We start from the raw sequence: 25,443 nt of genomic DNA on the forward strand, positions 1-25,443 counted from the left end.
GGACCGATACGTACCAAGTGTCGTCTAAATCATTGCCAACGCACTATTTTGAAGATCACAAGGGAAACGCTGGACTGCTGGCCAAGCGATTTTTGGTTGACAGAGGAGCCTACTGCAATATGACGGCCTTTCCTTCACCAGCCAAAGCGAAGTGATGAAATTTGGATCGAGTGGCCTTCGAGGCCTGGCTTCGGAACTGGTCGGGAAGCCGAGTGGACTTTATACCGAGGCTTTCGCCTGGCGCCTGGCCGCCGGCGGGTGCCAGCCGAAAGCCAGGGTCCTGGTAGGCCGCGACCTACGCGACAGCAGTCCCACCATTGCCGCCAACTGCATGGCGGCACTGGCGGCAAGCGGACTTCAACCGATCGATTGCGGCGCCATTCCGACACCGGCCTTGGCGCTCTATGGCCTGCAGCATGGCATGGCGGCGCTCATGGTGACGGGTTCGCATATTCCCGCCGACCGCAACGGCATCAAATTCTACAGCCCGCATGGCGAGATCAGCAAAGCCGATGAAGCCGCCATCGCACAGTATGCCGCTGAAAAGTCGGATTCCTATCGCTCGCCGCCGTCTGCAGAAACCGCATTTCCGACACACCATGATGAGGCGATGGCCGCCTATCGCGCACGCGCCGAGGATATATTGAAGCCCGGCTCCCTTTCGGGGTTGAGGATCGGCGTCTATCAGCACAGCTCGGTCGCGGCGGATCTCCTGGTCGAGATTCTCCGATCCTTCGGCGCCTGCGTGACGCCTGTCGGGAAATCCGACACTTTCGTGCCCGTTGACACAGAAGCTGTGAGCCCCGCCACAATTGCAAAGTTCAGGGCTTGGACGCGAGAATTCAAACTCGATGCCATCGTGTCGACGGATGCCGATGCCGATCGTCCACTCGTCACCGACGAGAACGGCGATCTGTTTCGCGGCGACCTGATTGGCCTCGCCGTAGCCTTGTATTTGCGGGCAGATGTTGTCGTGACGCCGGTAACGTCCAATTCAGGCATTTCGAAAACCTTCGGTTTTGAGGTGCTGAGGACGAAGGTCGGGTCTCCGTTCGTCATCGAAGCCATGGAAGCTTCATACCGTACCGGCGGCCTCGTCCTTGGCTTTGAGGCCAATGGCGGCGTGCTCCTTGGGTCGGACTGCTCGCTGCACGGGAGAACATTGACGGCACTGCCGACGCGAGATGCGATGCTCCCGATCCTTGCCGTCCTTGGCACGGTTGCGTCGACAGGAAAAAAGGTGTCGCATCTGCGCGAACTCTGGAAGCTCCCGGTGTGCGCGAGCGAGCGCCTTGAGAACTTCCCGGTGGAAAGTTCGAGCGGCCTGATGCTTCGGCTCGCCGACCGGGAACAATTGCAGCGATTTCTGGCCCCTTTCGGGACTGTCGCCGACGTCGATGAGACCGATGGCCTCAGGACACGAATGGCGAATGGCGAGATCATCCATTTGCGGCCGTCCGGCAACGCGCCGGAACTGCGGTGCTATTCGGAGGCTGCAAACCAGGACAGAGCGGAAGCGATCGTGGCGCTTACGCTTGAAAGGGCGCGGGCAATCACATCCACAGACGAAACAGAGGTCGTTTAATGAAAGTGGTTCCCGTCATCATCAGCGGGGGAGCCGGATCGCGGCTATGGCCTGCCTCGAGGCAATCGCACCCCAAGCCTTTCCTCAAAGTGGCGGACGGACATTCTCTTATTCAGCACACCGTGTTGCGCGCGGCCTCGATCGAGGGCGTCGTGGAACTCGTTGCGGTGACATCAGGGGACCACCTCTTCCTGACCAAGGACGACTTCGACGAACTGGACTCGGTCGTGCTGCCACGCACATTTCTGCTTGAGCCGGAAGGCCGGGATACGGCCGCTGCCGTTGCCGCCGCCACGGTCCACGCCAAGGCGACGCAGGGACCTGACGCAATCCTTTGCGTCTTTCCCGCGGATCACATGATTGGCAATCTGCCTGCGTTTCTGAATGTCATGGGCCGGGCCATCGACTACGCGAAGCTGGGCCGAATCGCGACCCTGGGCATAAACCCAACCAGGCCGGACACCGCATTCGGTTATATCGAGGCCGACGGCGAAAAAGTTGTCCGCTTCGTTGAAAAGCCAGACCTCGAGACCGCTCAAGCCTATCTCGCATCCAAGCGTTTCTTCTGGAACGCCGGCATCTTCTGCTTCAGCGCCCAAACCATGCTCAATGAAATGGCCTTGCATTGTCCCGCGGTCATCGAGGCGGTTTCCAGAAGCTATGAGAACGCCCGTTTCAGCGACGGCGAAGGCTTTGCCAAAATCGAACTCGCGCCCGAGCATTTCGGCTCGGCTCCGCGGATCTCTCTCGACCACGCGGTCATGGAGAAGGCCGGCAATCTTGCCGTGATACCCTGCGACATGGATTGGAACGACATCGGATCCTGGAACGCGATGGCCGAATTGATCGCCCCCGACGAAAACGGAAACAGGATACGCGGCGATATTCACATGATCGGCACCGCAGGCAGCTATATCAGCTCCGACAGGCGGGTCATCGGCACCGTCGGCGTCAACGACCTGATAATCGTCGATTCCCCGGATGCGTTGCTTGTCGCATCCCGCGACCGCGTTCAGGACGTCAAAAAGCTGTTCGAGGGTCTCAAGGCTTCCGGACATGGGGCGCATCTCCTTCACAGCACGGTACACCGACCCTGGGGTACCTATACGGTTCTGGAGGAAGGCGAGCGATTCAAGATCAAACGCATCGAGGTGAAACCTGGCAGGCGTTTGAGCCTGCAAATGCATTACCATCGTTCGGAGCACTGGGTCGTGGTCAGCGGCTCCGCGAAAATCGTCAATGGCGACCAGGAATTGTTCCTGGCAACAAACGAATCAACCTACATCCCCTGCGGCCATAAGCATCGGCTGGAAAACCCCGGCAGAATTGACCTGGTGATCATTGAAGTGCAAAGCGGCGATTATCTCGGCGAAGATGATATCGTGCGCTTCGATGACGTATATGGTCGCGCCTGACAATCCCCCGGCTCGCGATGCTTGGCGAGCAACCACCAGATACAATCGAGAGCATTGATGACAAAGAAAGCTTTGATCACCGGCATCACCGGGCAGGATGGCGCATATTTGGCGCAGTTGCTGCTGTCCAAGGGATACGAGGTCCACGGACTGGCGCGGCGATCGAGCACGGCTGACGTCAATACAACGCGCCTGAAATGGCTTGGCATCGAAAACGATGTCCGGATCGTTGATGGCAACCTGACGGATTTGTCCGGCCTGGCTCGAACCATGCGCGATGTTAAGCCCGACGAGGTTTACAATCTTGCCGCCCAATCCTTCGTCAAATCATCTTGGCAGCAGCCGATCCTGACGGGCAATGTCACCGGCATAGGCGTGACCAATGTGCTCGAGGCACTTCGCCTCGAATCGCCCGAAGCCCGTTTCTACCAGGCGTCGTCCTCGGAAATGTACGGTCTTATCCAGGAGCCCATGCAGTCGGAGACAACGCCTTTCCATCCGCGTTCGCCTTACGCGGTCGCTAAGCTCTATGGCCACTGGATTACCATCAATTATCGCGAAAGCTTCGGCCTGCATGCCTCGAGCGGCATCCTGTTCAATCATGAATCTCCGCTTCGCGGCATTGAGTTCGTCACCCGAAAAGTCACGGACGCGGTGGCGCGCATCAAGAAAGGCCTGGCAAAGGAGTTGCGGCTCGGCAACATCGATGCCAAGCGCGATTGGGGTCACTCCAAGGATTATGTCCGTGCCATGTGGCTTATGGTGCAGCAGGACCAGCCGGACGACTACGTCGTCGCGACAGGCAGGACGACGACCGTGCGCGACATGTGCCGAATCGCGTTCGAACATGTCGGGCTCAAGATCGACGATCACCTGGTGATCGATCCGGACCTGTTCAGACCGGCCGAGGTCGAAATTCTGCTCGGAAACCCTGCGAAAGCAAAGCAGAAGCTGGGATGGGAGGCGACGATCTCGCTGGAAGACATGATCCGTGAAATGGTGGACGCCGATCTCGAACGTCACGCCGGTACCGCCAAGCGCTGAGTTGAGCGGAGAACCCTTTTTGCGTTATGGTCGATAGGTTGACGCATCGCATCCTGATAACCGGGGCAACAGGGTTTGTCGGCACGGCACTGTTGCGGCTGCTGGAGCGGGAACACGCTGACTGCAAGGTGTTCCCGCTTGGCCATGGCGCGGGCCAACGAAACGCGATCGACCTGCAGGACCGAAAGGGGCTCGACGAGGCCATCCGCGAGGTGCAGCCCACCGCGCTCATCCATCTGGCCGCGGTCGCCGCTCCTTCCGATGCACGCAACGCGCCACGGCATGCCTGGAACGTCAATTTCAACGGAACGATGAACCTCGCTCAATCCATGCTGCACCACGCGCCGGACGCCCGGTTCGTCTATGTGGGTAGTTCCGAAGCGTATGGCGCTTCCTTCCTGAGCGCGGCAGGTCCGGTGACGGAAGACGTGCCGCTTCGGCCGATGACGGTCTACGGCGCCACCAAGGCGGCCGCGGACCTGATGGTCGGGCAAATGGCATATGAAGGTCTGCGCGCCGTGCGCTTTCGTCCCTTCAACCACACCGGCCCCGGCCAGTCCGATGCCTATGTGGTTTCCGCCTTCGCACGCCAGGTCGCCGAGATCGTGTCCGGCAAGAGCGAGCCGGTCATTCACGTCGGGAATCTCGAGGCGGAGCGTGACTTCCTCGATGTTCGCGACGTGGTGCGCGCGTATGCCAGTTCCGCGGTGCTGAATCTGGATGCCGCACCCGACCAAGTCTACAACATCGCATCGGGACAACCCCGGAAAATCCGTGATATCCTGGATACGCTTGTTGCGCAGTCGGGCATCGACATCGAAGTACGTGCCGACCCTGAAAAACTGCGCTCGAACGAGATTCCCACCGCATCAGGTGATGCTTCAAAGGCACGCGCCGAGTTGAATTGGCGGCCTTTGGTGCCATTCGAGCAGACAATAGCCGACGTTTTCGGGTATTGGCACCGGCTATGCAACGCTCGATGATGACATCACCGCAGCGCGCCAAAGGTTGAGCACATGTTTCGAAGCCTGTGGCAGTACCGCCATTTCATCATTTCCTCCATCAGGGGCGACCTGAAAGGGCGTTTCGTGCGGTCGCGTCTGGGCGGCCTGTGGTTCATCCTTCATCCGCTTGCGCAGGCGCTCATCTTCTCGATCGTCCTTTCGGAAGTTCTCAAGGCAAGGCTCCCGGACACGGACAGCCCCGCGGCCTATCCGATCTATCTCCTGTCCGGCATGGCGGCCTGGACGCTGTTCAGCGAGATTCTGACACGCAGCATGACCGTCTTCATCGAGCAGGCACCCGTGATGAAGAAGATCGCCTTTCCGCGCTTGTGCCTGCCCGTCATCGTGGGGGGCACGGCGCTCATCAACCATCTGCTGCTGCTCATCGCCCTGTTTGTCATCTTCATCTTCCTCGGCCATATTCCGGGCCGCGCCCTGGTCTTGCTGCCGATCGGGATCATCCTGATTGCAGCGATCGGCTTCGGCCTTGGCGTGATCCTCGGCGTGATGAACGTGTTCATTCGCGATGTGGCGCAAGTCATGATGATCGTGCTGCAGCTCTGGTACTGGCTGACGCCGATCGTCTATCCCGCCAATGTTCTGCCCGAAAAATATGCTTTTCTGATCGGCCTCAATCCGATCGCACCGCTGGTGGCGCTTTATCAGGACGCGTTGTTGTTCAACCGCTGGCCGAACCCTGAAAGCCTGATCGTGCCGGCGGCACTTGGAATTGTGAGCATGGCTTTCGCAATGATCTTCTTTCGGCGCGCAAGCCCCGAACTCGTCGACGTGTTGTAGCCATGACCGTGCTTTCCGTCAGCCATCTGTCGAAACGCTATGCGAGCTACGCAAGCAATCTGGAAAGGTTTGCCGGCTGGTTCGGCGCGCCCGTCAAGCCCACGGAGGAATTCTGGCCGGTAAGGGACATCTCGTTCTCCCTGGCGGCCGGCGAGGCACTGGGCCTCATCGGCCAGAATGGTGCGGGCAAGAGCACGCTTCTGAAGCTGATCACCGGCACCGTTCGGCCTACCGAGGGCACGGCAAGCGTTGGCGGCCGCATCAGCGCCATCCTCGAACTCGGGCTCGGCTTCAACCCCGAATTCACCGGACGCCAGAACGCCTACCATGCCGGCGGACTGATGGGACTATCGCAAACGCGGCTTGCCGAACTGATGCCGCATATCGAGGACTTTGCCGAGATCGGCGACTTCTTCGATCAGCCGCTGCGAACCTATTCGAGCGGCATGCAGGCGCGGCTGGCCTTCGCGCTCGCCACCGCCGAACGGCCCGAGGTGCTGATCGTCGACGAAGTGCTTTCGGTGGGCGACAGCTATTTCCAGCACAAGAGCTTCGACCGGATACGCAGCTTCAGGGCCGCCGGCACGTCGATCATTCTGGTCACTCACGGGATGGGCGACGTCAGATCCTTGTGTGACCGGGTGATTCTGCTGGACAAGGGGCGCGTGCTGAAGGACGGGCCGCCCGACGAAGTGGTCGACTACTACAACGCCCTGATCGCGACCAAGGAGAACGCCAAGCTGACCATCGAGCAACGGCGCGAAAGGGACGATTGGCTTTACAGCAGGAGCGGAACCAAGGCGGCCGCGGTTGAATCCGTCGCGCTGATCGACGGCGAAAACGGGAAGCCGATCAAGACCGCCATCTCAGGACAGAGCGTGACAATTCGAGCCCGGATAGAGGCGAAGGAGGACATTCCGGAACTGGTCATCGGGTTCATGCTGAAAGACCGCGCCGGCCACACAGTTTGGGGAACCAACACCTGGCATACGGGCCAGGTGCTTTCAGGCATCAAGGCCGGAGACAAGGTGGAATGCAACCTGCGTCTTGCCTGCGCGCTTGGCCAGGGTTCATACGGACTTTCCATTTCGCTCCACACGGGAGACGTTCACATCGACAACAATTTCGACTGGATCGAAAACGTCGAGGTTTTCGACGTCATCAATTCAGACCGCCCGTTTTTTGTCGGGACGAGCCGCCTTGAACACGTGTTCGAAATCGTCAGATGAAAAAAACTTTCGATGATCTCTACAAGGCCTTCGAGGATCGCTTTCGCGGCTCGAGGGAACTCGTCAAGGATCGGCTGAAGATCTACCTGCCCTTGTTGGCGCAGGTACCGCGACAGGCCGAGGGACCGACCCTGGCGATCGATCTTGGCTGCGGACGCGGCGAATGGCTCGAGATACTCGCCGAGGCTGGGTTCGATGCCACGGGTGTGGATACCAATGCGCGTATGGCACAGGAGGCCACGGACCATGGCCTCAAGATCGAATTGCAGGACGCGATCGACTATCTCGGCGGCAGGCCGAACAACAGCGTGGCCGTCATTTCGGCTTTCCATATGGTCGAGCACGTACCGACGGATTACTTGATCAGACTATTGGATGAATGCAACAGAGTGCTGACCGATGACGGCCTGCTGATCCTGGAAACACCCAATCCGGAAAATATCTCGGTCGGTACGCATACTTTCCATCTCGACCCAACGCATAAGCGTCCCCTGCCGCCGGATTTGCTGGAATTTCTGGTGGGACAAGCTGAATTCGCGGAGACCGCGATCTTGAGGCTGAATGGCGCCCCGATGATCGACGCCGGACCGATGGAACGCAGCATTCACCTGATGTTCGAGGTGGCGCGCGACTATGCCTGTCTGGCGAGAAAACACCTCGTGGAAGGACCCAATGCACTTGCGGCGTTTGTCGAGAGCGCATCGCAAATGGTGCCCACGGACACAAGGCAGATAAAGCAATGGCTGCGTTCCGCCGATGACGAAGTCGTCGACATATCGGGAGGCGTCAAGGCAATGATGACTTCGACCGCGCTCCAGCTTCAGCAACTGACCGATAATCTGGCTGCCCAGTCCGACATGATGCGAACGGGCAATATCGCGCTGACAAACACCGTGGCTTCTCTCGGCAAACAGCTTAAGGACATCATCAAGGACAGAGCCGTGGCAGCGCGCGATACCGAGATCGAGCGCCTTCGTCACCATCTTGCCGAGGAAGAAATCACGGCGAGAGAACAGTCTTTCCTCAAGGATGCCGTCATAGAGGAGCGTGACGCCGAGATTGCCCGCCTGAGCCAAAGCATGGCGGCGCTGGCCGAACAGGTTGAGCAACTCTCGGCGCTTACGGACGCCTTCAAGAACTCGACCTCGTGGAAACTCGCAGCTCCCATCCGAGCAATGAAATACTTGTACCGCACTGCATTAGAGCGGCCAAAATACAATAGCCGTGACCTCGCCGCCCCCTCCCCCGCGTGGACGCTGGCGCCTGGTGCCAATACCAGGCTTCTGATGCACCATGGCCTGCTGTGGTTGCGGCTGAGGCCGCGCCTGGCCGCTTCCGTACGGCGCGCAGTGCGGCTGGCTCCGCCGATAGAGCGCCGCCTTTTGGCTTTCGCACGCGCCCGAAGCGGATTGATCATCATCGACAAGGATTGGATGCTTGATCCGGACCCTGTCGCCTTCCGGGCCTGGAGCAAGCTTCTCATGACCGGAAAGTCGAAATGACAAATGCCCAGCCATTGAAACTCTGGGTCGACGGTCAGTGCCTGCAAACCCACAGCCGGAAGCGAGGCATCGGCCGCTACGTGCTGGATCTGCTCCAAGCCCTTTCCGCGCAAGATGGCGACATCGAACTGCAGGTATCGCTGAATGCGGCGATGCCCGAGGCAGCCATTGCCGCGCGATCATTGCTTTCTGGCATCGTTCCCCCGGATCGAATTCATGTCTGGCACGGCAAGGTTGAAGGGGGCGAGGCCGATTTCGGTTACACGCCCTGGCGCCGCCGCAGCGAGATTGCCCTCATTCATCACGTCAACCAACTCAACCCGGATGTCGCGTTGTCCGCAAGTCCGTTCGAGGGGGCCGTCGACCCCGCGGTTCCCTATCGAGGTGGCTCTTTGGCGACGGTCAAAACAGCCGCCATCTTCTACGACGCGATCCCATTCAGGTTTCCCGAAAAGTACATGCGCGACACTCGTCAGCGAGAATATTTTCACAGGCGCCTCTCAGGGTATGGTAATTTTGACATCACCTTCACAATCTCTGAGTTTTCTTCTGAAGAATTTACAGAACTTGTCAAAAATTCTAATTATAAATATATCGGAACCGGCATATCGGAAAATTTCGTCGACCTGATCGGCGAAAGCAACGAGATCCATCATAAAGAATACGATTATCTCCTCTATGTTGGTGGCTTCGATTGGAGAAAGAATCTCGATTTAATACCGCAAGCAATCGTCAATCTTTCAGAATCACTCCGCCATAACTTAAAGCTTGTGATTGCCGGGGAAATCACACCCCGGGAGAGGGTCGAGTACTTCAACCTCTGGCAGTCTCATGGCTTGCGACCTGACCAGGTTGTATTCGCGGGCGCCGTCGACGATAGAACGCTGGTGCGTCTGTACAAGGGAGCGCTGGCGCTGATCCAACCCTCTTTCATGGAGGGTTTCGGGTTGACGGCGTTGGAAGCAATGGCCTGCGGAACACCAGCCCTCGCCGCCAGAGCCGGGGCGCTTCCCGAAGTTGTCGGAGACGACGGGCTGCTCTTTGATCCAACGTCCCCGCTGGATCTTGCGGAGAAGATCGATATCGCCGCCGCGGGCAAACTCAACGCGCGCAAGCTGAAAGAGCTGGCGCGAGAAAGAATCGACACATTCAGCTGGCGAAGGGTGTCGGATCGTGTCGTTCAGGGTTTGCAAGGGCTGGACAGTCGCGCGGCTCCGCAGCGGCTCGGGCTTGTCGAAGCACTCGATGTCAAGAGAGGCGACGAACAGGACGCTTCGACCTTGATGGCTCTCGCCGAACCGGAGGCTACGCAGCGACGACTTCTGGTAGACGCCACGGCGACACTTCTGGAGGACCATCGGACAGGCATTCAACGCGTCGTTCGGCGCATCTGTGAAAGCATGTTCCCACGCGGATCAAAGGGCGAGAGCAAATACATCTCCTTTTGCGACGACCAATCCGGCTGGTACGCGGCAAGAGAGTGGACGGGACGGCCGCCGACAAAGCATTCATCGAACCGGCTGCGGCCGAACGCCGGCGATACAATCCTGATGCTGGACAGTTCGTGGCCTTTTCATACCCTGCATCCGGCATTTCTGCGCCCGGCTCTCATCAAGGGGGCGGAGGTCGTATCCTGCCTCTACGATACGGTTCCCTTGCGCTCCGCCGCCTTCTGTCATGAAGGCATGCCGCCCCTGTTCAGTGCATGGTTCCAAACCGCACTCGCCTACTCCACCGGCTTTGTCTGCATTTCCCGGGCAGTCGCCGACGAATTGCTGGATTTGCTGGCGGGCATCCGGTTTCCGCGCCGAATGAAGGTTGGCTACTGGCAACTCGGCGCGGATTTCGCGATGGACGCGTTGCCATCGAAACCGCGAAGCAGGAGCGTGATGCGACCTCGCTTCCTGATGGTTGGAACGCTGGAGCCCCGCAAGGGCCATCGTGTTGCACTGGATGCATTCGAGGCATTGTGGGCCGACGGATTTGATATCGAACTGGTCGTCGTGGGCAGGACTGGTTGGGGCATTTCGCATCTCGTCGACCGCATTCAGCGCCATGTGGAGTTTGGCAATCGCCTGCATTTGCACGCAAGCGTCGATGACGGACATCTTGGTACCCTTTATAGCGATTGCGACGCCCTGATCGCGGCTTCGTTCGCGGAAGGATTTGGCCTGCCCATCGTCGAGGCGGGCCATTTTGGCAAGCCGGTTCTCGCCAGCGATATTCCAGTGTTCCGAGAGGTGGGAAAGGGTGCGGCCGCAGCGCATTTCTTCGAGATGGGATCGTCAGCGGCCCTGGCCGACGCGGTCAAGAGCTTCCTGAAGCGGCCGTTCATATCCAAGCCGAGCAAAGTTTCATGGCCGACATGGTCCGAGAGCGCCGCGCAGTTGGAAAGCGTCGTCGTGGGGCAGAAATGGTACAAGCTCTACGAGCCGAGTTCGCCTAAGCCTTTCGCGCCACTGAACGACCTTGGCGACACGCGGGTCACCGCGTCTCTCGAGGAGGAGCAGCGCGCGCATCGCCTGGAGCTCGTGGAGGGTCCATATGTGACCGATGACGGCGCCGCGTCGAAGATCGTCGTCAATGTGACCAACCTCTCCGATATGGCCTGGTCGAGCCGCGGCCCGGTTGACGCCAATATGGGCGTGGTGCTGAGCTATCATGTGCTCGACGCAGCAGGCCAGCTTCTTCAGTATGACAATGCCCGCACTCACATTCCGTTTGTGCTGATACCAGGCGACACGATCCATCTGGCTGTCAATGTTCCCGTTACCTGGCGTGAGCGCGGCGCCGCCTTCGTCGATATCGAGCTCCTGCAGGAGGGCGTCCGGTGGTTTGGCAGTCCGCTGCGCGTGACGTTGTAGTCGGGTGATTTCGTGAGCTGGCTGAGCAGGAAGCAGAAACGCATGATCGGACGCAGCGATATCATCGCAGGCTACAAGGAACTCCTTGATCGCATGCCTGAGTCGGATGACGTCATTTCCGGGCATCTCACGGCCCACAAGAACGTCGAAGCGTTCCGCGACAGCATCCGACAGTCGCAAGAATATCAAACCAAGAAAAGCCTGTCGGCCGTCAATCCGATCTCAACTGCGCAACCGTCGACCTGGCAATACGGGAAGGCTATTACGCCCAGCAATCTCGATGCCTTTGTAGCCTGCTCCGACAAGCTTGGCCCGCCAGGCTCACCGCAAGTCGAGCAGTTCTGGCGCGGCATGCAATATGTTCCCGAGACCAGGGTTAACCAGAAGCTGGACCCATTCGGGGAAGAATATGTCGCACAGCAAATTGCCGTATATCGGGAGATTGCCAGGCGAGACGTCGATCAGCACGCGAACGAGCAAACCGACTTCGCGATGGCGGACCATATCGCCGGCGCCAATCCCTACGCCCATCAGCCGCCGACCGCCGTGGGGATGCATGCCGGGCGTGTCGCGCGTGCCATCCAGTATTCGGGACTGCAAATTGGCGATCGCATTCTCGACATGGGCTGCGGCTGGGGTACGAGTTGCGAATTGATGGCGTTTTGCGGACTTGAGGTGACCGGCCTTGACATCAATCCGCGCTTTGTCGAACTGGTGAACGCCAGGGCAAAGCGGATCGGCCACAAGGTCAATGCCATTCTGGGCAGCTTCGAGAATATTCCCGGCGACGAACTCTACGACGCCGCGCTCTACTATGAGAGCCTCCACCACGCCATAAAGCCGTGGGAGACGCTGTCGCTCGTCAACAGCAGGTTGAAACCAGGCGGAAAACTCATGCTGGCGGGCGAACCGGTGAACGACATCTGGAAACACTGGGGCATTCGCACCGATCCGATTTCAGTCTATTGCATCCGCAAGTTTGGCTGGTTCGAAAGCGGATGGAGCGCCGACTTCATTTCAAAATGCGTGAAGCGGTGCGGTTTCGAAATCGACCATTTCGCCGAGGAAACTGGCGCGATCGGCTGGGTCATGATCGCACGCAAACCGGGCTGAACACATCATTGTGCCGAGGAGCCTTTCGTGCCATCTGGATTGGTGATCCAGATAGTAAAGTGATTGCCGCCGCATGTCGAACAGCCTGAAGACTTTTTTGGCGGGAGTTGTCCTGTTCCCGCTCGTACTCATCACTAATGGAGCAATTCCCGGGTATATGAGCCCGACGACTGCGCAAGTGTTTTGGCTTCTCGGCTTTTCAAAGTCGTTCGCGAATTTCGGCTCTCTCTACGCCCACAATTTCGGATTTCCTGACCCAGCCGCCATATCCTTCGGAATGTCAGCTGCGTTACCTGCAGCAGTCCTTTTGAAGATAGGTGTATCGCCAGCTAATGCTTATGCAGCAGTTTTTGCCGCTTGGCTTGCCGTAGCTTTCACAGGCGCGTTCTTTTTCGCGAGGTACATTGGAGTCGGCCGGCCGGCATCCCTATTAAGCGCCGCGATATGGTGCACATTTCCAATCGTGTGGCAAAACAATAGCTTCTCTACATTGGCGCTTGGAATAGCGCTCCTCCCACTGTATCATCTTTCCGCGATGAATGTTGTATTCGGCCGCCTTTCCATTATATCGACCCTCTCCCTTTTTATTACCTCATTCATATCCGTTTTTATGGACGGATATACATTCATGATGTTTGCTTCTGGCTTATCAATAATATTCCTATGCAAAACTATGCGCGATAGGAACAATTTTGATTTTTTTCCCCGTGCAATTGTAATATCTTTTTCCTTCTTCGCATCTTATATGGCATACGCTCTCTACGAAAAGACTACAAGCTTCAGCGCGGAGCGGATTGACTTCTTCCGCGGATGGGGCGCCAGCCTTGAATTCTTTTTTGTTCCGACAGCTGGCATATTGGCGGCTCCGGACTTCCTTGGTCTCAGCGTATCGAGGGTGCAAGACGACTATTTTGGCGATGCGTCGACATTCATTTCGACGTTCTGCGCTGGAATCGCGCTCGTGGCGATCTACGGCGTTGTTGTGCTGAAGGAGAGAAAATTCCTCTCAATAGTCTTTGGGCTGATCGCTGCAGCTGGGTTCTATATGGCGCTTGGTCCGACTGTAAAATTTCTCACATATCGACCTGCGGGCGTCAGCCAACTCATGCCTGCTTCCTATGGATGGTTCGAAACTGGCAATGCATGGATTTCGGAATATCTGCCCGGATTCAAAAACATACGGGCGAGCTATCGCTGGACGGCTCTCGGAATGTTCGGTGCCTGGGCCGTCTTTATGGTAATATTGGCAAGCGGCAAGCTGTCCATAAATGTCCGAGCCGCGCTACTTGTGCTTTTGCTTGTATTCAACATACCTAGCAGTCAGCAACTTCATGCCTACACGCACTTCCGTGGGGTAGTCAACGAAGTGACTGCCGAGGTCGCATCGTGGAAACCGCATTTTCGCCATGGCGAAACCGTTGCTTTCCTACCCTACGGCAACGACTTCCTCATTAATTATATCGCAAGCGAACTGGACATTCGTACCTACAATATAGGAGGCGACAAGAATCTCGCTGCAGCTATGGCCAATTGGCCTGACGAGATGACCAATGTTGGGCAAGGAGAGATAACTCCTGAATTTTCCATCAAAGTAAAGGCGTTTCTTGAAAGCGGCAAAGCCGATGCCATTGTTCTTCCGTACATCGATTTGCTTGGAGCGGCTCATGAGTGGCCGGCCCCAAATGACAGGGAAAAGGAGCTTTCCCCGATCGCCAAGTCTCTCGACGCCGAGGATCGCTACGATGCGGTTTTTACACAAAACTACGCTATCATCCGTCTTGCACATGGGCTCGACCCAGCAGGTAGTTTATCGGTTTGGAATACAATGCCTCCAATCAATCTGGGCAAACCGGTAAATTTCGTCACTGGCGAGATCGGCGAAAACTATCTGGCCGGACGCGGATGGTACCCATCCGAACCCATCGGGACATGGTCTCGCGAAAGGCAGGCGTCAATCCTAGTCGACCTTGACGATATTCCGAACGGAGGAAAATTGGGCGTCACATTTTCGGTCTTCACACCGGAACACACGTGCACGACAGTCGAAATTCGCAGCGGAACGGCAGTGATGTTGAATCGCAGCTATTGTGGCGTTTCCGGCTGGATCTCCGCCGAACTTCCGCGAGCCGGCTTAGCGCCGAACGGTCAATTGGATTTCGTAGTCGACCAGTTGCGCTCGCCATCGTCATTCGGAAGCAAAGACACTCGAATGCTTGGTATTCTTCTTAAATCTCTGACTGTAATCAAATAGCCGACAGCCAGGGTTCTCAGACGTCGACACCTGAGGAGTTCGGTCTCCCAAATCAGGAGGCTTCTTCCGGATCAAACATACAACAACAACGGCACGGCCGTGTAGGATTCGTGATTTTAGTCTAGGAAGCGTTTCGCCAACCCTGGACGCCGTCAACGGAAATCTGCGGGCGTCCGTTGATCAACCGAATGATTGCTGGGCGCTCCATTTCGAGTCTCCAGCCCTCATTCAGAAGGGTATTCATGATCCGCCCTTCGATCTCGCGAGAGTGCGTGCCGATAACAATGTACCGGACGAATTTATTGAGGTCGCCGATGGCCGCCTCAACAAAGTCTGCTTCACCACCCTGGATGTCGATATGCAGAAGATCGACCGGCTCGCCCTTGACGATCTCGGCCAAAGGGAAGGCATCAAGTTGTTGATACTGGCCCGACGCAGACGCTTCTCTGATCTGTGCCGCCGTCGCGTTCAGGATCGGCTCCGAGCCCCAGGACGCCCCTGCATTCTTGACTATCGGAAAGAGTGCTGCCCCCTTCTTGGGTGCAGCGACACCATGAATAATGCGGAACTCGTTGCTCGCAAAGCCATTTGCCTCCATCGCCTCGTGGGCATAGGCGACATGCTCACTGTCTCCTTCGATGCCGATGAGTTCCACCGCCAGTCCTTTATTGCGCGCTGCGACACCGGTATTGTTCAGCCAACACCCCCAACCACATCCAAGTTCCACCGCGCGAAAGCGTCCTGAGGCCAAGTCGACAGCCCTGAGTGCGGCCGCCCACTCGGCTATGTCGGCGTGCCAGTTGGCGGGGATCGGAATTGGCTCGATGGTGCCGGCCTTGCCGTCAAGGATGCCAGGGAAGAAACGCGGCGAAATTTTCACGCCGAGAAAGTTGGTGACGTGAGACGGATCTGCAGTTAGATTTTGGCGCGCGTGGCGATTGATCGTCTCAATCGCATCGAAACTGCAGTTGTAGTGAAAAAATACGCTATCCGGTTCCAGTTTCCCTGATGTTCGCAGCTGCTCGTTCTGCTGTACAAGGACATCCCGCTCCGCCAAGAGATTTTTGCGATCCTCCCATAGCCTCCTGATCTGCGGTATCTTGAGTGCAGCGGCCTTGAGCGTTTTTGATCGCATCCTGGGGAGCATTGCCTTGTTCAATTTCGTTGACTGGTTATTCCGTGCAGACGACCGACAATCAGTCCGCCGGCAAAAAAGAGAAGATCGCCCAGGACAGTGACCATCCTTCCGATCACCACCGCCAGGAGAATGACGGAGCCAGAACTCAGTCCACCGAGCAGGAAGAGCAACACCGCCTCCCTGACACCAATACCGGCCGGCGCGCCTGGGGTCACCAGCCCGGCAAGCCACGCCAGCACGTAGGCGCCTGCAATCGCCGGATAAAGCGCCGGTCCGACTGAACCGCCGGCAAGGTTATAGGCTCCCGCAAAAACGAGACCGGAAAATGCCAGAAAGGCGAGATAGCAAATAGCAGCCACACCAAAATCCACGCCTCTGTTTGAGGCCAGCCAAAGCGCGCCCGCCACGACCGCAGCGAAACAAACCCAGCCGAGCCAGTCCGGAGTGTCGGCGACAATCAGCGATAACAGAAGCGGCGAAAAGAGAGCTCCGCCAACGATGAGGATGGCGAGTTCATACGCAGTCGATTTGGCCAGCGGCCGATTGCCGATACCCGCCGCCACACCAATGGCTTGCCGCCCGGCGAACTGGAAAATATTGCCGGGGACATATTTCGCGAGTTGCGAGGTTGCATAGGCGCGGATTGCCCAGGAACGAGAGGCCGAAACTCCGAGATGGACCAGGAGACGCCGCCAGCCAACGGCAAGCAGCAGATTCGAGACTCCGTACAGACAGGCCAGCGCGGCAATTGCGACGTATCCGCCGAGACCAATTCGTCGGAAATCGATCTCGCCAGCGTAACTGTGAAGTCGCATCCCCACGAAAACGAGGCCGGCCAAACCCAGGAAAGCTCCGATGCGGTTGAGCCAAGTCCTCGCGCCCGGGCCGAGCGCCATCGTCAGCGCCTTTTCCTAGGCTTGCAATGCAACATGGTCCAAGGCAATGGCGACAGGACTTCAACCACCTCGAAAAACTGCGAGACGAGCGAGACGAAGCCGCGCTGTGACCAGTGCTGCAGATGACCGGGCGTATTTCCCAAGGCCGAAATGTATTTGCCGCGCGCAAGATTAAGTGCCCGCCAGAGTGGTTCGCGAGGGACACTGAGGATCAGGTCCGATCCTGCAACCCGCTGCAGCGCCTGCAGGGCCTTTTGCGGGTCTTCGAGATGCTCCATCACCTCGCAACAGACGATGAGATCCGCGCTATCGCGTTCCGGCTTCACTTCATAAATGCTGCGGACCGCGAAACGCCCGGGGTCCATGCCGCGTCCACGGGCGTTCTCCCTTGCCATGCCGATAACCTGGGTGGAGAAATCGGTGCCCCGCGCATCGATGGCCTGGCCAAGCCACCGCATGACCCAATAGCCCTCTCCACATCCGACCTCGTGAATGGTAGCGGGGTTCGCCTTTGCCACCAAGCCGGACAAAGCATCGTCGAAGCCGGCGACCATCCGGCGGGCGATAGGATTTCGCGTGCCGTATTTGTCATAGGTGTTGCCTATGACGACGCCGTCCTCTGCCTTTCCGCCAGCTACCTTCATTCGCCCAGCCTGCTTTCCTGCCGCTTCAGCTGTGGTCGCTTGATCTCCCCCTGCGCCGCGCGCTGCGTATATCTGATGTCCTCCAGAAGCTTGCGGTTGGCAGCGATCACGTCGGCCAGGAAAGCAACCAGAAGTGCCTGGAAGCCCATCGACATCAGCACGCCCGCAAGGACCACCGACTGGACGTGACCGCTGCTTGCATCGACCAGATAGAAGTAGAGGAAGCGCAGGCCGAGCAGGAAACCGAGGCCGAAAAGAACGGCCGCGACCGCGCCGAAGAACCGGGCCGGCTGGTAGATGACGAAGATGCGCACGATGGTGAAGATCGAGCGCTTGAGATAAGAAGGGATGCTCTTGACCAGCCGCGACGGTCGCAGATCACCGTTGACACGGATCGGCACCGAAACCACGCGCATGTTCTTGCGGCCGGCCTGGATGATGGTTTCCAGCGTGTAGGTGTAATTGTTGAAGACGACCAGGCGCTGGGCAGCGTTGCGCGAGATCGCGCGAAATCCGCTCGGTGCGTCCTGCACATCCGTGCCGCTGCTGACGCGAACCACCCAGCTGCCGAGCTTCTGCAGCAGCTTCTTCAACGGGGAGAAGTGCTCGATCTCCGATATCGGCCGAGCGCCGATGACCATGTCCGCGCGTCCCTCAAGTACCGGCCTTGTCAGGGCCGGCAAGTCGGCCGCGTTGTACTGGTTGTCCGCATCGGTGTTGACGATGACATCGGCGCCTCGCGCGAGGCAGGCTTCGATGCCGGTCATGAAGGCGTAGGCAAGGCCACGATTGCTGGTATGGCGTATGACGTGGTCGACGCCGTTTTCCTCCGCGACCCTGGCTGTGGCGTCGCTGCTTCCGTCGTCGATGATCAACCATTCGACGCTGTCGAAACCGGCAACGGTCCGCGGCAGATCATTCAGCGCTATCGCGAGGGTCTCGGCTTCGTTATAGCAAGGAATCTGGATAATCAGTTTTGGCAGCGGCTTGCTCTCGAATTTGCGTTCTCCGTGCATCTACCATCATCAGGCAGGGGTGCAAGCGATTTTGCCCGCGCAGTCAGTCTTCCTATTCCAAGCTCCCAAGCCCACGAAATTTACATTAGCGTTTCTTCATAATACTTTTTATCGTGTGATAGGCCCTCGAACATGGCGCTCGGCTCCGCGTCGCGCGTAAATCCTGACACGAATATGACTGTCAGCGACCTGATCCTAACGAGATCGGAATTTTGCCGTTGAACACGTTCAACTTTGCGGCTGCGACCAGCTCTTATTGTTGAGATCAAGCCTGCAGAGGCCGGATATTTGATGGCGCCTGGCATAAGCTGCAATTCTGGCTTCATAGTCCGGACTGTTCGGAGAGGCAAAATCCCAATCCGGCGGGTTGAAGGAAGCGAATCCATTGACGGTCGGTATGCTCAGCATTTGCGCCAGCATTATAGCGGTGACATTATGCTGATACAGATTCTCGATGTGAACGGCGACCGCCGACCCCCGCTCGCCCTGTCCTTTCCACCCCGACACATAGAAAGCCTTGCACGCTTCCGGTGGAATGGGAACGTTCGCAATGCGGGCGTTTTCCGCATCCACGTGGAGGTTGGTATATTGCTCGTTCAATTCGCCAGCCAAAAGAAGGCCGACAAAAATCGTGCCGATCACGGCTGGCATTCTGATTGACGAGAGATAGCTTGCCACAACGAGAAACACCGGCATCGCCAGGAATATCTCATACCCCGCAACGACTCGGAATGCCTTGGCACCTGGCACGGAATGGAAGACATAGAACCAAAGCGAATGACCGCCGATGCTTATCGTGCATATCCAGGTGATGACCGCGGACAGTGCAATCGACTTCAACACGAATTGGCTGGTCTCACTTGTAGCACATCGAACAACCGAGAAGCACCCGGCCAGAAAGAGCGCGATCACAACAACATTGAAGCCGCAGTTGTAATATTCACCCCCAGGCGCATACGTTGGATAAAAGAATTTCAGAGCTTTGTTATAAAAACCGCCGTACAAAAGGTTTTCATTTCCGACCTGCATTACTTCGTAAATCGGGATCGTCTTTATTTGTCCATAGGTACGGACACCAGTCTCAACCGACTTTGGCAAGAACACATAAATGAAGGGAAACATGCATGCCGCCCCTGCCACGACCAATAGGACTACTACAGGCCATTGTCTGGATGCCGCCGACAAAAAACCAAGACTCTTACGGGGCGCCAAGGCACCCATCACGATCAGAGTTGCCAAGAAGAAGAACGCAAAGAACCAAGCCATATAGAAACACGACAGACACCAAGCCCCAAACAACGCACAGGCACTGACACCCCAAATCAGTGCATTCTTGCGGTTAGAGGCATACAGAGCTTCGAAGGTGTTCCAGATGAGCAATGCTTGAGCCGGAGCGAGCGCAACGGTCGCAAATTGTATTCGGGAACTGTGCACTGTCATACCATTCGACAAGGTAAAAAGCGCGCTGGCCAGCAGCGCCCAGCCGAATGATATCTGCTTGAATCGGCGACATAATAAATAGAAAGAGTAGAACCCAACGACTTTAAGAAGAACGCCGCTGAGATACATCGACTGAAACGGGTCGAAGCCAACGAGCCGGAATGGCGCATAAAGAATGGAATTGATGAAAAACGCATCGGTCTGCGCGATGGTTTTTGAGTAAGGGTAAAAGTAGGACGCATCAGCCCAGTTCTGCGCTGTTCGCGTGAATACTCGATACCAATGCTCAAGAATGGCAGCACTGATAACGCCGTCGTACCGATCTCCAGGCAGTACGGAAAACCCATTGAGAATCATGGGACGCTGCAAAACAGCAACGGCGGCGATACCGACGAATGCTACTAAAAAAAACCTCAGCGCTGAAGACGGTATAGAGCGGCGGTAACTCGTAATGTTCTGCAAGCTTAGTATCATTGTTCCATCAGTGGGAAAAAGGGATCACTCGCCACAAGATGGCTGCCTATCATAGCAGGCTCCTCTACGAACGGCATACATACAAAGAAGGCGCCAAATTGGATTGGCCGGTGCTGTAGCATGTAAGGCCGTGGTGGCGCTACGACGGTGTTGAGCAGGCTGTCACTGACCGAGCATCGCGAAATAGAGGATCGGCTAGCCCGACCAGCGCAGGGCCTTCCACGGCGGTAACCCGCGGAATGGGCGAACAGCCGACTATCGATTCCACGACCCGGATGGATATTCCGAGGAAGACAAGGTGCATCCCACGCGGCATGAGGGTTAGCCAATTGGAGACATCAGGGCCGCGAAATCAGAAAAATCCCCAAGAGAATGAGCGGCATACCCAGATAAAAGTATTTGGGAACGCTTTCACCAAACAAGAAGAAACCTGCGCATGGGACGATCACGAAGGCCAGCGCGTTGAACATAAAGGCTACCGAAAGCGGAACGGTTCTGAGCGCCTGCACCCACGCGATAGTGGATAAAAAGTATAGAAATAGGGCTAGAAGTATGAGTGCTATGGGCGTCACATTCTGCTGGGCCACACTCCACCAACCACCCCCTGCGCCTATTTTGAAATTCCTAGCGGCAAACTTGAATATTACCTGCCCGAAAGCTATAACCAAAACAGATGATGAAATCAGAATATAATTTATATTAAACATAGAAATTTCCAGCGTAAATCAGGTTTACATCAGGAACAGGGATCCTCGATGGCCACCAGGTTATTTGACGCTCGGGAAAATGAAAATTCAATATCTCACTCAGATTAAATATACTGTTTATGTGTTCGCGGGCCATGTAATAATCATAGGGCAGACCCGCTCGTTCCGCCTGCTTCCTAGGCCCAAATGCGCGCCCTATTCTCCATGCCCACCCCGGATCGCATGGCAGCAAAACCGAGAGTACCCCCCCTGGTTTCAACACCCTCACCCACTCCTCGATCGCAATATGCGGGAAAGGCACATGTTCCAACACATGGGTCGCTATGAGCCGGTCGAAACTGTCGCTCTCGAACGGCAGAGCGGCACCATCTAGTTTCATAAGCTCAACGCCATGCGGCAGTTTTCGCCCAGAAACGGATTTCAGGACAGTATCGTCGAAATCTGATGCGATGTACCGATCAAAGCTGTGACGCACAAACGGCAGATGGGCGAGAGTACCCGCTCCCACCTCCAATATTTGAGAGAGGTGGACGTCGCTGTTAAATGGCTTCTCGATCAACGAGTGCGTCTCTCGTAAAACATAAGCCGACAATCCGCCTTGATAGTTGGATGTATCGTAATTCGACAGCCATCTTTTGACCATCTCTTCGTAATCTGGAAGAGGAGTATACTTTTTCATTTCGACTCGTCGCCCAATTAATTTTACATCAGTTACGTTTCTTTGCTTTACTATTCACTGCTCCCTGATGCACCAGGGCCTTTCGCGGCAACAACGAGGTCTTCAGCCGCAAGTGCAGTGTCGACCGCGGAACCGACTGGATATCGTAGTTGATGAAAGCAAGCAGGAGCTGGGTCGCAACGATGATCGGCAGCGCTGCAATCATCACGGTGCCGGCGGTGGCCGGCACGGATGTGCCCCATTTCGAAAGGCCGTACACAACGCCAAACAGCAAAAGCGCCAATCCCAACACAAGCTCCAACGACGCGATGCTGAAATTGCGGATGAAGTAGTTGTAAAAGATACGCTTGCCGAAATTCCTCAGATGCGCGAGCGCAAATCGCGGAATTTCGCGATGCGGCTTCATGTTGCTTACCTCGTCGGCGTAGTGTGAGTGCATGGGCACGTCGACGACGCGCGCGGTAAGGACGTTCAGGCGGAAAAGCAGATCCGATTCGAAGAAAAACCGCCTCGATATCTTTTCCAGCGGCAGAAGACCGACCAGGCTGGCGTGGATTGCGAAGAACCCGTTTGTCGGATCGAAACTGTGCCAATATCCGGTCGACATCTTGGCGAGGAAGGAAAGGCCCGCATTACCGATCAGCCTGCCTAAAGGCATGGAAGCCACCCCTTCCGGATCGAAAAAGCGGTTGCCCTTCGCATAGTCCGCCTCACCGATGAGAATGACGCCGACGAAGCTCGGAATGAGAGCCGGGTCCATCTGGCCGTCGCCGTCGATCTTCACGATCACATCGGCGCCGTCGGCGGCAGCCTGCTTCATCCCCGCGAGAGTCGCCCCACCGACGCCGAGATTTTCGTCGTTCCACAGCACGTTCACACGGGGATCCGTGACATGTTCCTTGACGAAACGGCCAGTGTCCTCCGGACAGGCGTCGTCGACGACATAAATGGCGGTGACTTCAGAGCCGATCTGGCCGAGAACGGCGAGAATATGATTGCGCACCCGATAGCTCGGGATGACGACAGCGATGCCAGGCTTTTGTTGTGAGGGCAAAAAGCTCACCCGCAGCCATTCTGGTGGGCCATGTGGCATAGTCTTCCAGTTGCGCCGAGGGCTTTAGCTTAGCTTTATCTCCAGAGCAACCGAAGTCTATCGGCTTGCCGACGACGCATAAAGCTTCGACGCTACCGTGCCTCATGCCGTGGAGCGGCTTTCGCTGCATGACGGCCAGCCCTGAGGTTACCGATTCAGCTGGATGTATGCTACAGGTGGTTCGCAATGCGCGGTCGAAGCGACCACGCTTCCACACACCCGTCCTGCCGCCATCGTAAGAATGTCCGGAATCCCTTGCCCAGTTCATTTCCGGAGACACGCTTGAGGATCGGGATCGATGGCAGGAATCTCGGATCGGCTACCGACGGGATCGGCCGGTTCGTCCACAATGCCGTGAAGGCATTGGCGGCTCTGGGCGTCGATGTTGTTGTCTATGCCCCTGGCAGGATCAATCCGGATTACGATCTTCCGCCTGGCGTTCGCGTGCGGATCGCCGACTTCAAGGGACCCGTCGCCCGCACGTTCTGGGGCCAGGCCGTGTTGCCCTCCTTGGCCCGGCGCGACCGCGTGGAGGTGTTCTGGGGACCATCGCACCGTCTGCCCTTTGCTCTCGGCGGCGACATCGCTCGGGTGGTCACTATCCACGACCTCGTCTGGTTGCACGCCGCGCGGACCATGCGGACCCGGACCTGGGTTGGCGACCGCCTGCTGATGAAGCCCGCGCTGCGGACCGCCGATGCCGTGGTTGCCGATTCGACAGCCACGGCCACCGCCTTGACGGCCGAATTCCCCTGGCTGAAATCGCCGGTCAGCACGGTTCATCCCGGCACGGTCGCCCTGCCGCCCCCTGGCGATATTTCGAGCCTGCGGCCGCTCGGCATCGGCAAGCCCTATGCGCTCTTTGTCGGCACGGTCGAACCCAGGAAGAACCTCGGCAATCTGATAAAGGCCTACGGCTTGCTGCCGGCCGGCATCCGGTCCGGCTGCGATCTGGTCATCGTCGGCGGCACGGGGTGGAAACAGACGGGCCTTGCCGATAAGGTGCGCGCCGGCGGGCTGGAGGCGAATATCAAGTTTACCGGATTCGTCGACGACATGACGCTTGCCACGCTTTATGCGAATTGCCTGTTCCTGGCGATGCCATCTCTCTACGAGGGGTTCGGTTTTCCGATCGTCGAGGCACAGTCTTTCGGCAAGCCGGCGCTGACCTCGAACACGTCATCCATGCCTGAAGTGGCGGGCGACAATGCCGTCCTCGTCGACCCGAACGATCCCGTGGCGATCGCCGCCGCATTCCACCGGTTGTGCGTCGATGCGGAATTCCGAAACGGCATCGCCGCGGGCGCGAAAAGGAATGCCGAACGCTTCACCTGGGAAAACCACGCCAAGAGCATGCTGCGGATTTTTGAACAAGCCATCAAGCAAAGACGGAAGACCCGCGTTTGAAAGTCCTGCACTTCTTCAAGACCTACTGGCCGGATTCATTCGGCGGGGTGGAGCGCACGATACAGGCCATTGCCCAGAGCACCGCGAGCCATGGCATCGAAACGGACGTGCTGTCATTGAGCCCCACTCCGGCCGAGAACACCCAATGGTTTGACGGCCATATGGCCCACAAGGCCAAGCTCGATTTCGAACTCGCCTCGACCGGATTCTCGCGCGCGGTTTTTCGGAAATTCGCGGAACTCGCCGGGAAAGCCGACCTGCTGCACTACCATTTTCCATGGCCGCTGATGGATATGGTGCATTTTCATTCCCGACACGGCAAACCGGCCATCGTCACCTATCATTCCGACATCGTCAAACAGAGGCTGATACTGCCTTTCTATCGACCGCTGATGCTGCGTTTCCTGAAGGACGTGGACACGATCGTTGCGACATCCCCGGACTATCTGGGATCGAGCCCTGTTCTCAAAGCCTTCAAGGCCAAATCGACGATCATTCCCATCGGCATCGACGAAACCGCTTACCCCGCGCCGACCGAATCCGACACCATCTGGCGCCGGTCGGCGGTGGCGGAGCCCTTCGTCCTGTTCGTCGGCGTTCTGCGCTACTACAAGGGACTTGATGTTCTGATCGAGGCCGCGGACAGGGTCCGATGCAAGATCGTCATCGCCGGCTCGGGGCCGATCGAGCAGCAGCTCAAGCTGCAGGCCAGGACGTTGCGGCGCGACAATGTGGTTTTCCTGGGCGAAGTTTCGGAACCGCACAAAATGGCGCTCCTCCACGGCTGCCTCGGCTTCGTTTTTCCTTCGAACCAGAGGTCGGAAGCCTATGGGCTATCGCTGGTCGAGGCGGCAATGTGCGGCAAGCCGATGATTTCATGCGAGATCGGAACGGGAACCAGTTATGTGAACAAGGCCGGCGAAACCGGGCTGGTCGTTCCGCCTTCAGATCCAGCACGGCTTGCCGAAGCGATCAACCGGCTCGTCGGCTCGCCTGATGAAGCAGCGACGTGGGGGCGAGCCGCCCGAGATCGCTATGCCAGCCTCTTTACATCAGACCGGATGGGAAAGGCGTACGCCGATCTCTATCACCAACTCGACAGCCGTCGACGTTGAGGGCCGCGGAAAGGCACGGCTTGTGAAAC

20 protein-coding genes are annotated in these 25,443 nt (G+C 57.4%); 12 read left to right on the forward strand and 8 right to left on the reverse strand.

Features of this window, described 5'->3' with window-relative positions; genetic code table 11:
* The first annotated feature begins 154 nt into the window (after window positions 1–154).
* From EB230_RS25520 to EB230_RS25565, 10 genes are all read left to right on the forward strand, one after another.
* Complete coding sequence (locus EB230_RS25520) at window positions 155–1,585, forward strand: phosphomannomutase (protein ID WP_172374160.1); 1,431 nt, start codon at window positions 155–157, stop codon at window positions 1,583–1,585.
* A complete protein-coding gene (locus EB230_RS25525) occupies window positions 1,585–3,000 on the forward strand; it encodes a mannose-1-phosphate guanylyltransferase/mannose-6-phosphate isomerase (RefSeq protein ID WP_056563778.1) in 1,416 nt (471 codons plus the stop codon). Before EB230_RS25520 ends, EB230_RS25525 begins: the two co-directional genes overlap by 1 nt.
* 57 nt (window positions 3,001–3,057) lie before the next feature.
* A complete protein-coding gene (gmd, locus tag EB230_RS25530) occupies window positions 3,058–4,044 on the forward strand; it encodes a GDP-mannose 4,6-dehydratase (RefSeq protein ID WP_056563781.1) in 987 nt (328 codons plus the stop codon).
* Between the two features lie 38 nt (window positions 4,045–4,082).
* Window positions 4,083–5,027 (forward strand): GDP-mannose 4,6-dehydratase, encoded by a 945-nt coding sequence (locus EB230_RS25535; protein WP_246738842.1) that lies wholly within the window; start codon window positions 4,083–4,085, stop codon window positions 5,025–5,027.
* Between the two features lie 33 nt (window positions 5,028–5,060).
* Window positions 5,061–5,846 carry an ABC transporter permease gene (locus tag EB230_RS25540; protein ID WP_056563787.1) on the forward strand — a complete coding sequence of 262 codons (786 nt, stop codon included), beginning with the start codon at window positions 5,061–5,063 and terminating at the stop codon, window positions 5,844–5,846.
* Between the two features lie 2 nt (window positions 5,847–5,848).
* Entirely contained in the window at window positions 5,849–7,075 is a 1,227-nt protein-coding gene (locus EB230_RS25545) for an ABC transporter ATP-binding protein (RefSeq protein WP_056563790.1), read from the forward strand.
* Entirely contained in the window at window positions 7,072–8,577 is a 1,506-nt protein-coding gene (locus tag EB230_RS25550) for a methyltransferase domain-containing protein (protein WP_056563793.1), read from the forward strand. The genes EB230_RS25545 and EB230_RS25550 overlap by 4 nt, the downstream gene beginning before the upstream one ends.
* Window positions 8,574–11,441 (forward strand): glycosyltransferase family 1 protein, encoded by a 2,868-nt coding sequence (locus EB230_RS25555; protein ID WP_172374162.1) that lies wholly within the window; start codon window positions 8,574–8,576, stop codon window positions 11,439–11,441. Before EB230_RS25550 ends, EB230_RS25555 begins: the two co-directional genes overlap by 4 nt.
* 42 nt (window positions 11,442–11,483) lie before the next feature.
* Window positions 11,484–12,554 carry a class I SAM-dependent methyltransferase gene (locus EB230_RS25560; protein ID WP_172374163.1) on the forward strand — a complete coding sequence of 357 codons (1,071 nt, stop codon included), beginning with the start codon at window positions 11,484–11,486 and terminating at the stop codon, window positions 12,552–12,554.
* Between the two features lie 73 nt (window positions 12,555–12,627).
* The gene (locus tag EB230_RS25565; protein ID WP_172374164.1) at window positions 12,628–14,805 is read left to right on the forward strand and encodes a hypothetical protein; all 2,178 of its coding nucleotides are present in this window, start codon (window positions 12,628–12,630) and stop codon (window positions 14,803–14,805) included.
* 121 nt (window positions 14,806–14,926) lie between these two features.
* On the opposite strand, the gene EB230_RS25570 is transcribed toward EB230_RS25565, so the two are convergent.
* The 8 genes from EB230_RS25570 to EB230_RS25605 all read right to left on the reverse strand — a co-directional run bounded on the left by EB230_RS25570 (window position 14,927) and on the right by EB230_RS25605 (window position 22,862).
* Window positions 14,927–15,964: an FkbM family methyltransferase gene (locus tag EB230_RS25570; protein ID WP_246738843.1), complete on the reverse strand. Its 1,038-nt coding sequence runs from the start codon at window positions 15,962–15,964 to the stop codon at window positions 14,927–14,929.
* Window positions 15,961–16,839 (reverse strand): hypothetical protein, encoded by an 879-nt coding sequence (locus tag EB230_RS25575; protein ID WP_172374165.1) that lies wholly within the window; start codon window positions 16,837–16,839, stop codon window positions 15,961–15,963. Before EB230_RS25575 ends, EB230_RS25570 begins: the two co-directional genes overlap by 4 nt.
* A 2-nt stretch (window positions 16,840–16,841) precedes the next feature.
* Window positions 16,842–17,483 carry a class I SAM-dependent methyltransferase gene (locus EB230_RS25580; RefSeq protein ID WP_172374166.1) on the reverse strand — a complete coding sequence of 214 codons (642 nt, stop codon included), beginning with the start codon at window positions 17,481–17,483 and terminating at the stop codon, window positions 16,842–16,844.
* Window positions 17,480–18,499 carry a glycosyltransferase family 2 protein gene (locus EB230_RS25585; protein ID WP_172374167.1) on the reverse strand — a complete coding sequence of 340 codons (1,020 nt, stop codon included), beginning with the start codon at window positions 18,497–18,499 and terminating at the stop codon, window positions 17,480–17,482. The genes EB230_RS25580 and EB230_RS25585 overlap by 4 nt, the downstream gene beginning before the upstream one ends.
* Before the next feature lie 228 nt (window positions 18,500–18,727).
* Window positions 18,728–20,401, reverse strand: coding sequence for a hypothetical protein (locus EB230_RS25590; protein WP_172374168.1), 1,674 nt, complete (start codon window positions 20,399–20,401; stop codon window positions 18,728–18,730).
* Window positions 20,402–20,751: 350 nt separating this feature from the next.
* A complete protein-coding gene (locus EB230_RS25595; protein WP_056563818.1) occupies window positions 20,752–21,120 on the reverse strand; it encodes an EamA family transporter in 369 nt (122 codons plus the stop codon).
* Window positions 21,113–21,799 (reverse strand): class I SAM-dependent methyltransferase, encoded by a 687-nt coding sequence (locus EB230_RS25600; RefSeq protein WP_172374169.1) that lies wholly within the window; start codon window positions 21,797–21,799, stop codon window positions 21,113–21,115. Before EB230_RS25600 ends, EB230_RS25595 begins: the two co-directional genes overlap by 8 nt.
* Window positions 21,800–21,827: 28 nt before the next feature.
* Complete coding sequence (locus tag EB230_RS25605; protein WP_246738844.1) at window positions 21,828–22,862, reverse strand: glycosyltransferase family 2 protein; 1,035 nt, start codon at window positions 22,860–22,862, stop codon at window positions 21,828–21,830.
* Window positions 22,863–23,174: 312 nt separating this feature from the next.
* Here EB230_RS25605 and EB230_RS25610 point away from each other — a divergent pair, with 312 nt between their 5' ends.
* Window positions 23,175–24,299, forward strand: coding sequence for a glycosyltransferase family 1 protein (locus EB230_RS25610; protein WP_056563825.1), 1,125 nt, complete (start codon window positions 23,175–23,177; stop codon window positions 24,297–24,299).
* Window positions 24,296–25,414: a glycosyltransferase family 4 protein gene (locus EB230_RS25615; RefSeq protein ID WP_056563827.1), complete on the forward strand. Its 1,119-nt coding sequence runs from the start codon at window positions 24,296–24,298 to the stop codon at window positions 25,412–25,414. Before EB230_RS25610 ends, EB230_RS25615 begins: the two co-directional genes overlap by 4 nt.
* Window positions 25,415–25,443: the final 29 nt, after the last annotated feature.

Origin of the sequence: Mesorhizobium sp. NZP2234 (genome assembly GCF_013170765.1) — a bacterium.
In the GTDB taxonomy this organism is placed as follows: Bacteria; Pseudomonadota; Alphaproteobacteria; order Rhizobiales; family Rhizobiaceae; genus Mesorhizobium; species Mesorhizobium loti_D.

Bases quoted from the DNA above. Each gene is read 5' to 3' on its own strand.
- EB230_RS25520 (WP_172374160.1), top strand. From the start codon at position 155: ATGAAATTTGGATCGAGTGGCCTTCGAGGCCTGGCTTCGGAACTGGTC.
- EB230_RS25525 (WP_056563778.1), top strand. From the start codon at position 1,585: ATGAAAGTGGTTCCCGTCATCATCAGCGGGGGAGCCGGATCGCGGCTA.
- gmd (WP_056563781.1), top strand. From the start codon at position 3,058: ATGACAAAGAAAGCTTTGATCACCGGCATCACCGGGCAGGATGGCGCA.
- EB230_RS25540 (WP_056563787.1), top strand. From the start codon at position 5,061: ATGTTTCGAAGCCTGTGGCAGTACCGCCATTTCATCATTTCCTCCATC.
- EB230_RS25545 (WP_056563790.1), top strand. From the start codon at position 5,849: ATGACCGTGCTTTCCGTCAGCCATCTGTCGAAACGCTATGCGAGCTAC.
- EB230_RS25550 (WP_056563793.1), top strand. From the start codon at position 7,072: ATGAAAAAAACTTTCGATGATCTCTACAAGGCCTTCGAGGATCGCTTT.
- EB230_RS25555 (WP_172374162.1), top strand. From the start codon at position 8,574: ATGACAAATGCCCAGCCATTGAAACTCTGGGTCGACGGTCAGTGCCTG.
- EB230_RS25560 (WP_172374163.1), top strand. From the start codon at position 11,484: ATGATCGGACGCAGCGATATCATCGCAGGCTACAAGGAACTCCTTGAT.
- EB230_RS25565 (WP_172374164.1), top strand. From the start codon at position 12,628: ATGTCGAACAGCCTGAAGACTTTTTTGGCGGGAGTTGTCCTGTTCCCG.
- EB230_RS25575 (WP_172374165.1), bottom strand. From the start codon at position 16,839: ATGGCGCTCGGCCCGGGCGCGAGGACTTGGCTCAACCGCATCGGAGCT.
- EB230_RS25580 (WP_172374166.1), bottom strand. From the start codon at position 17,483: ATGAAGGTAGCTGGCGGAAAGGCAGAGGACGGCGTCGTCATAGGCAAC.
- EB230_RS25585 (WP_172374167.1), bottom strand. From the start codon at position 18,499: ATGCACGGAGAACGCAAATTCGAGAGCAAGCCGCTGCCAAAACTGATT.
- EB230_RS25595 (WP_056563818.1), bottom strand. From the start codon at position 21,120: ATGTTTAATATAAATTATATTCTGATTTCATCATCTGTTTTGGTTATA.
- EB230_RS25600 (WP_172374169.1), bottom strand. From the start codon at position 21,799: ATGAAAAAGTATACTCCTCTTCCAGATTACGAAGAGATGGTCAAAAGA.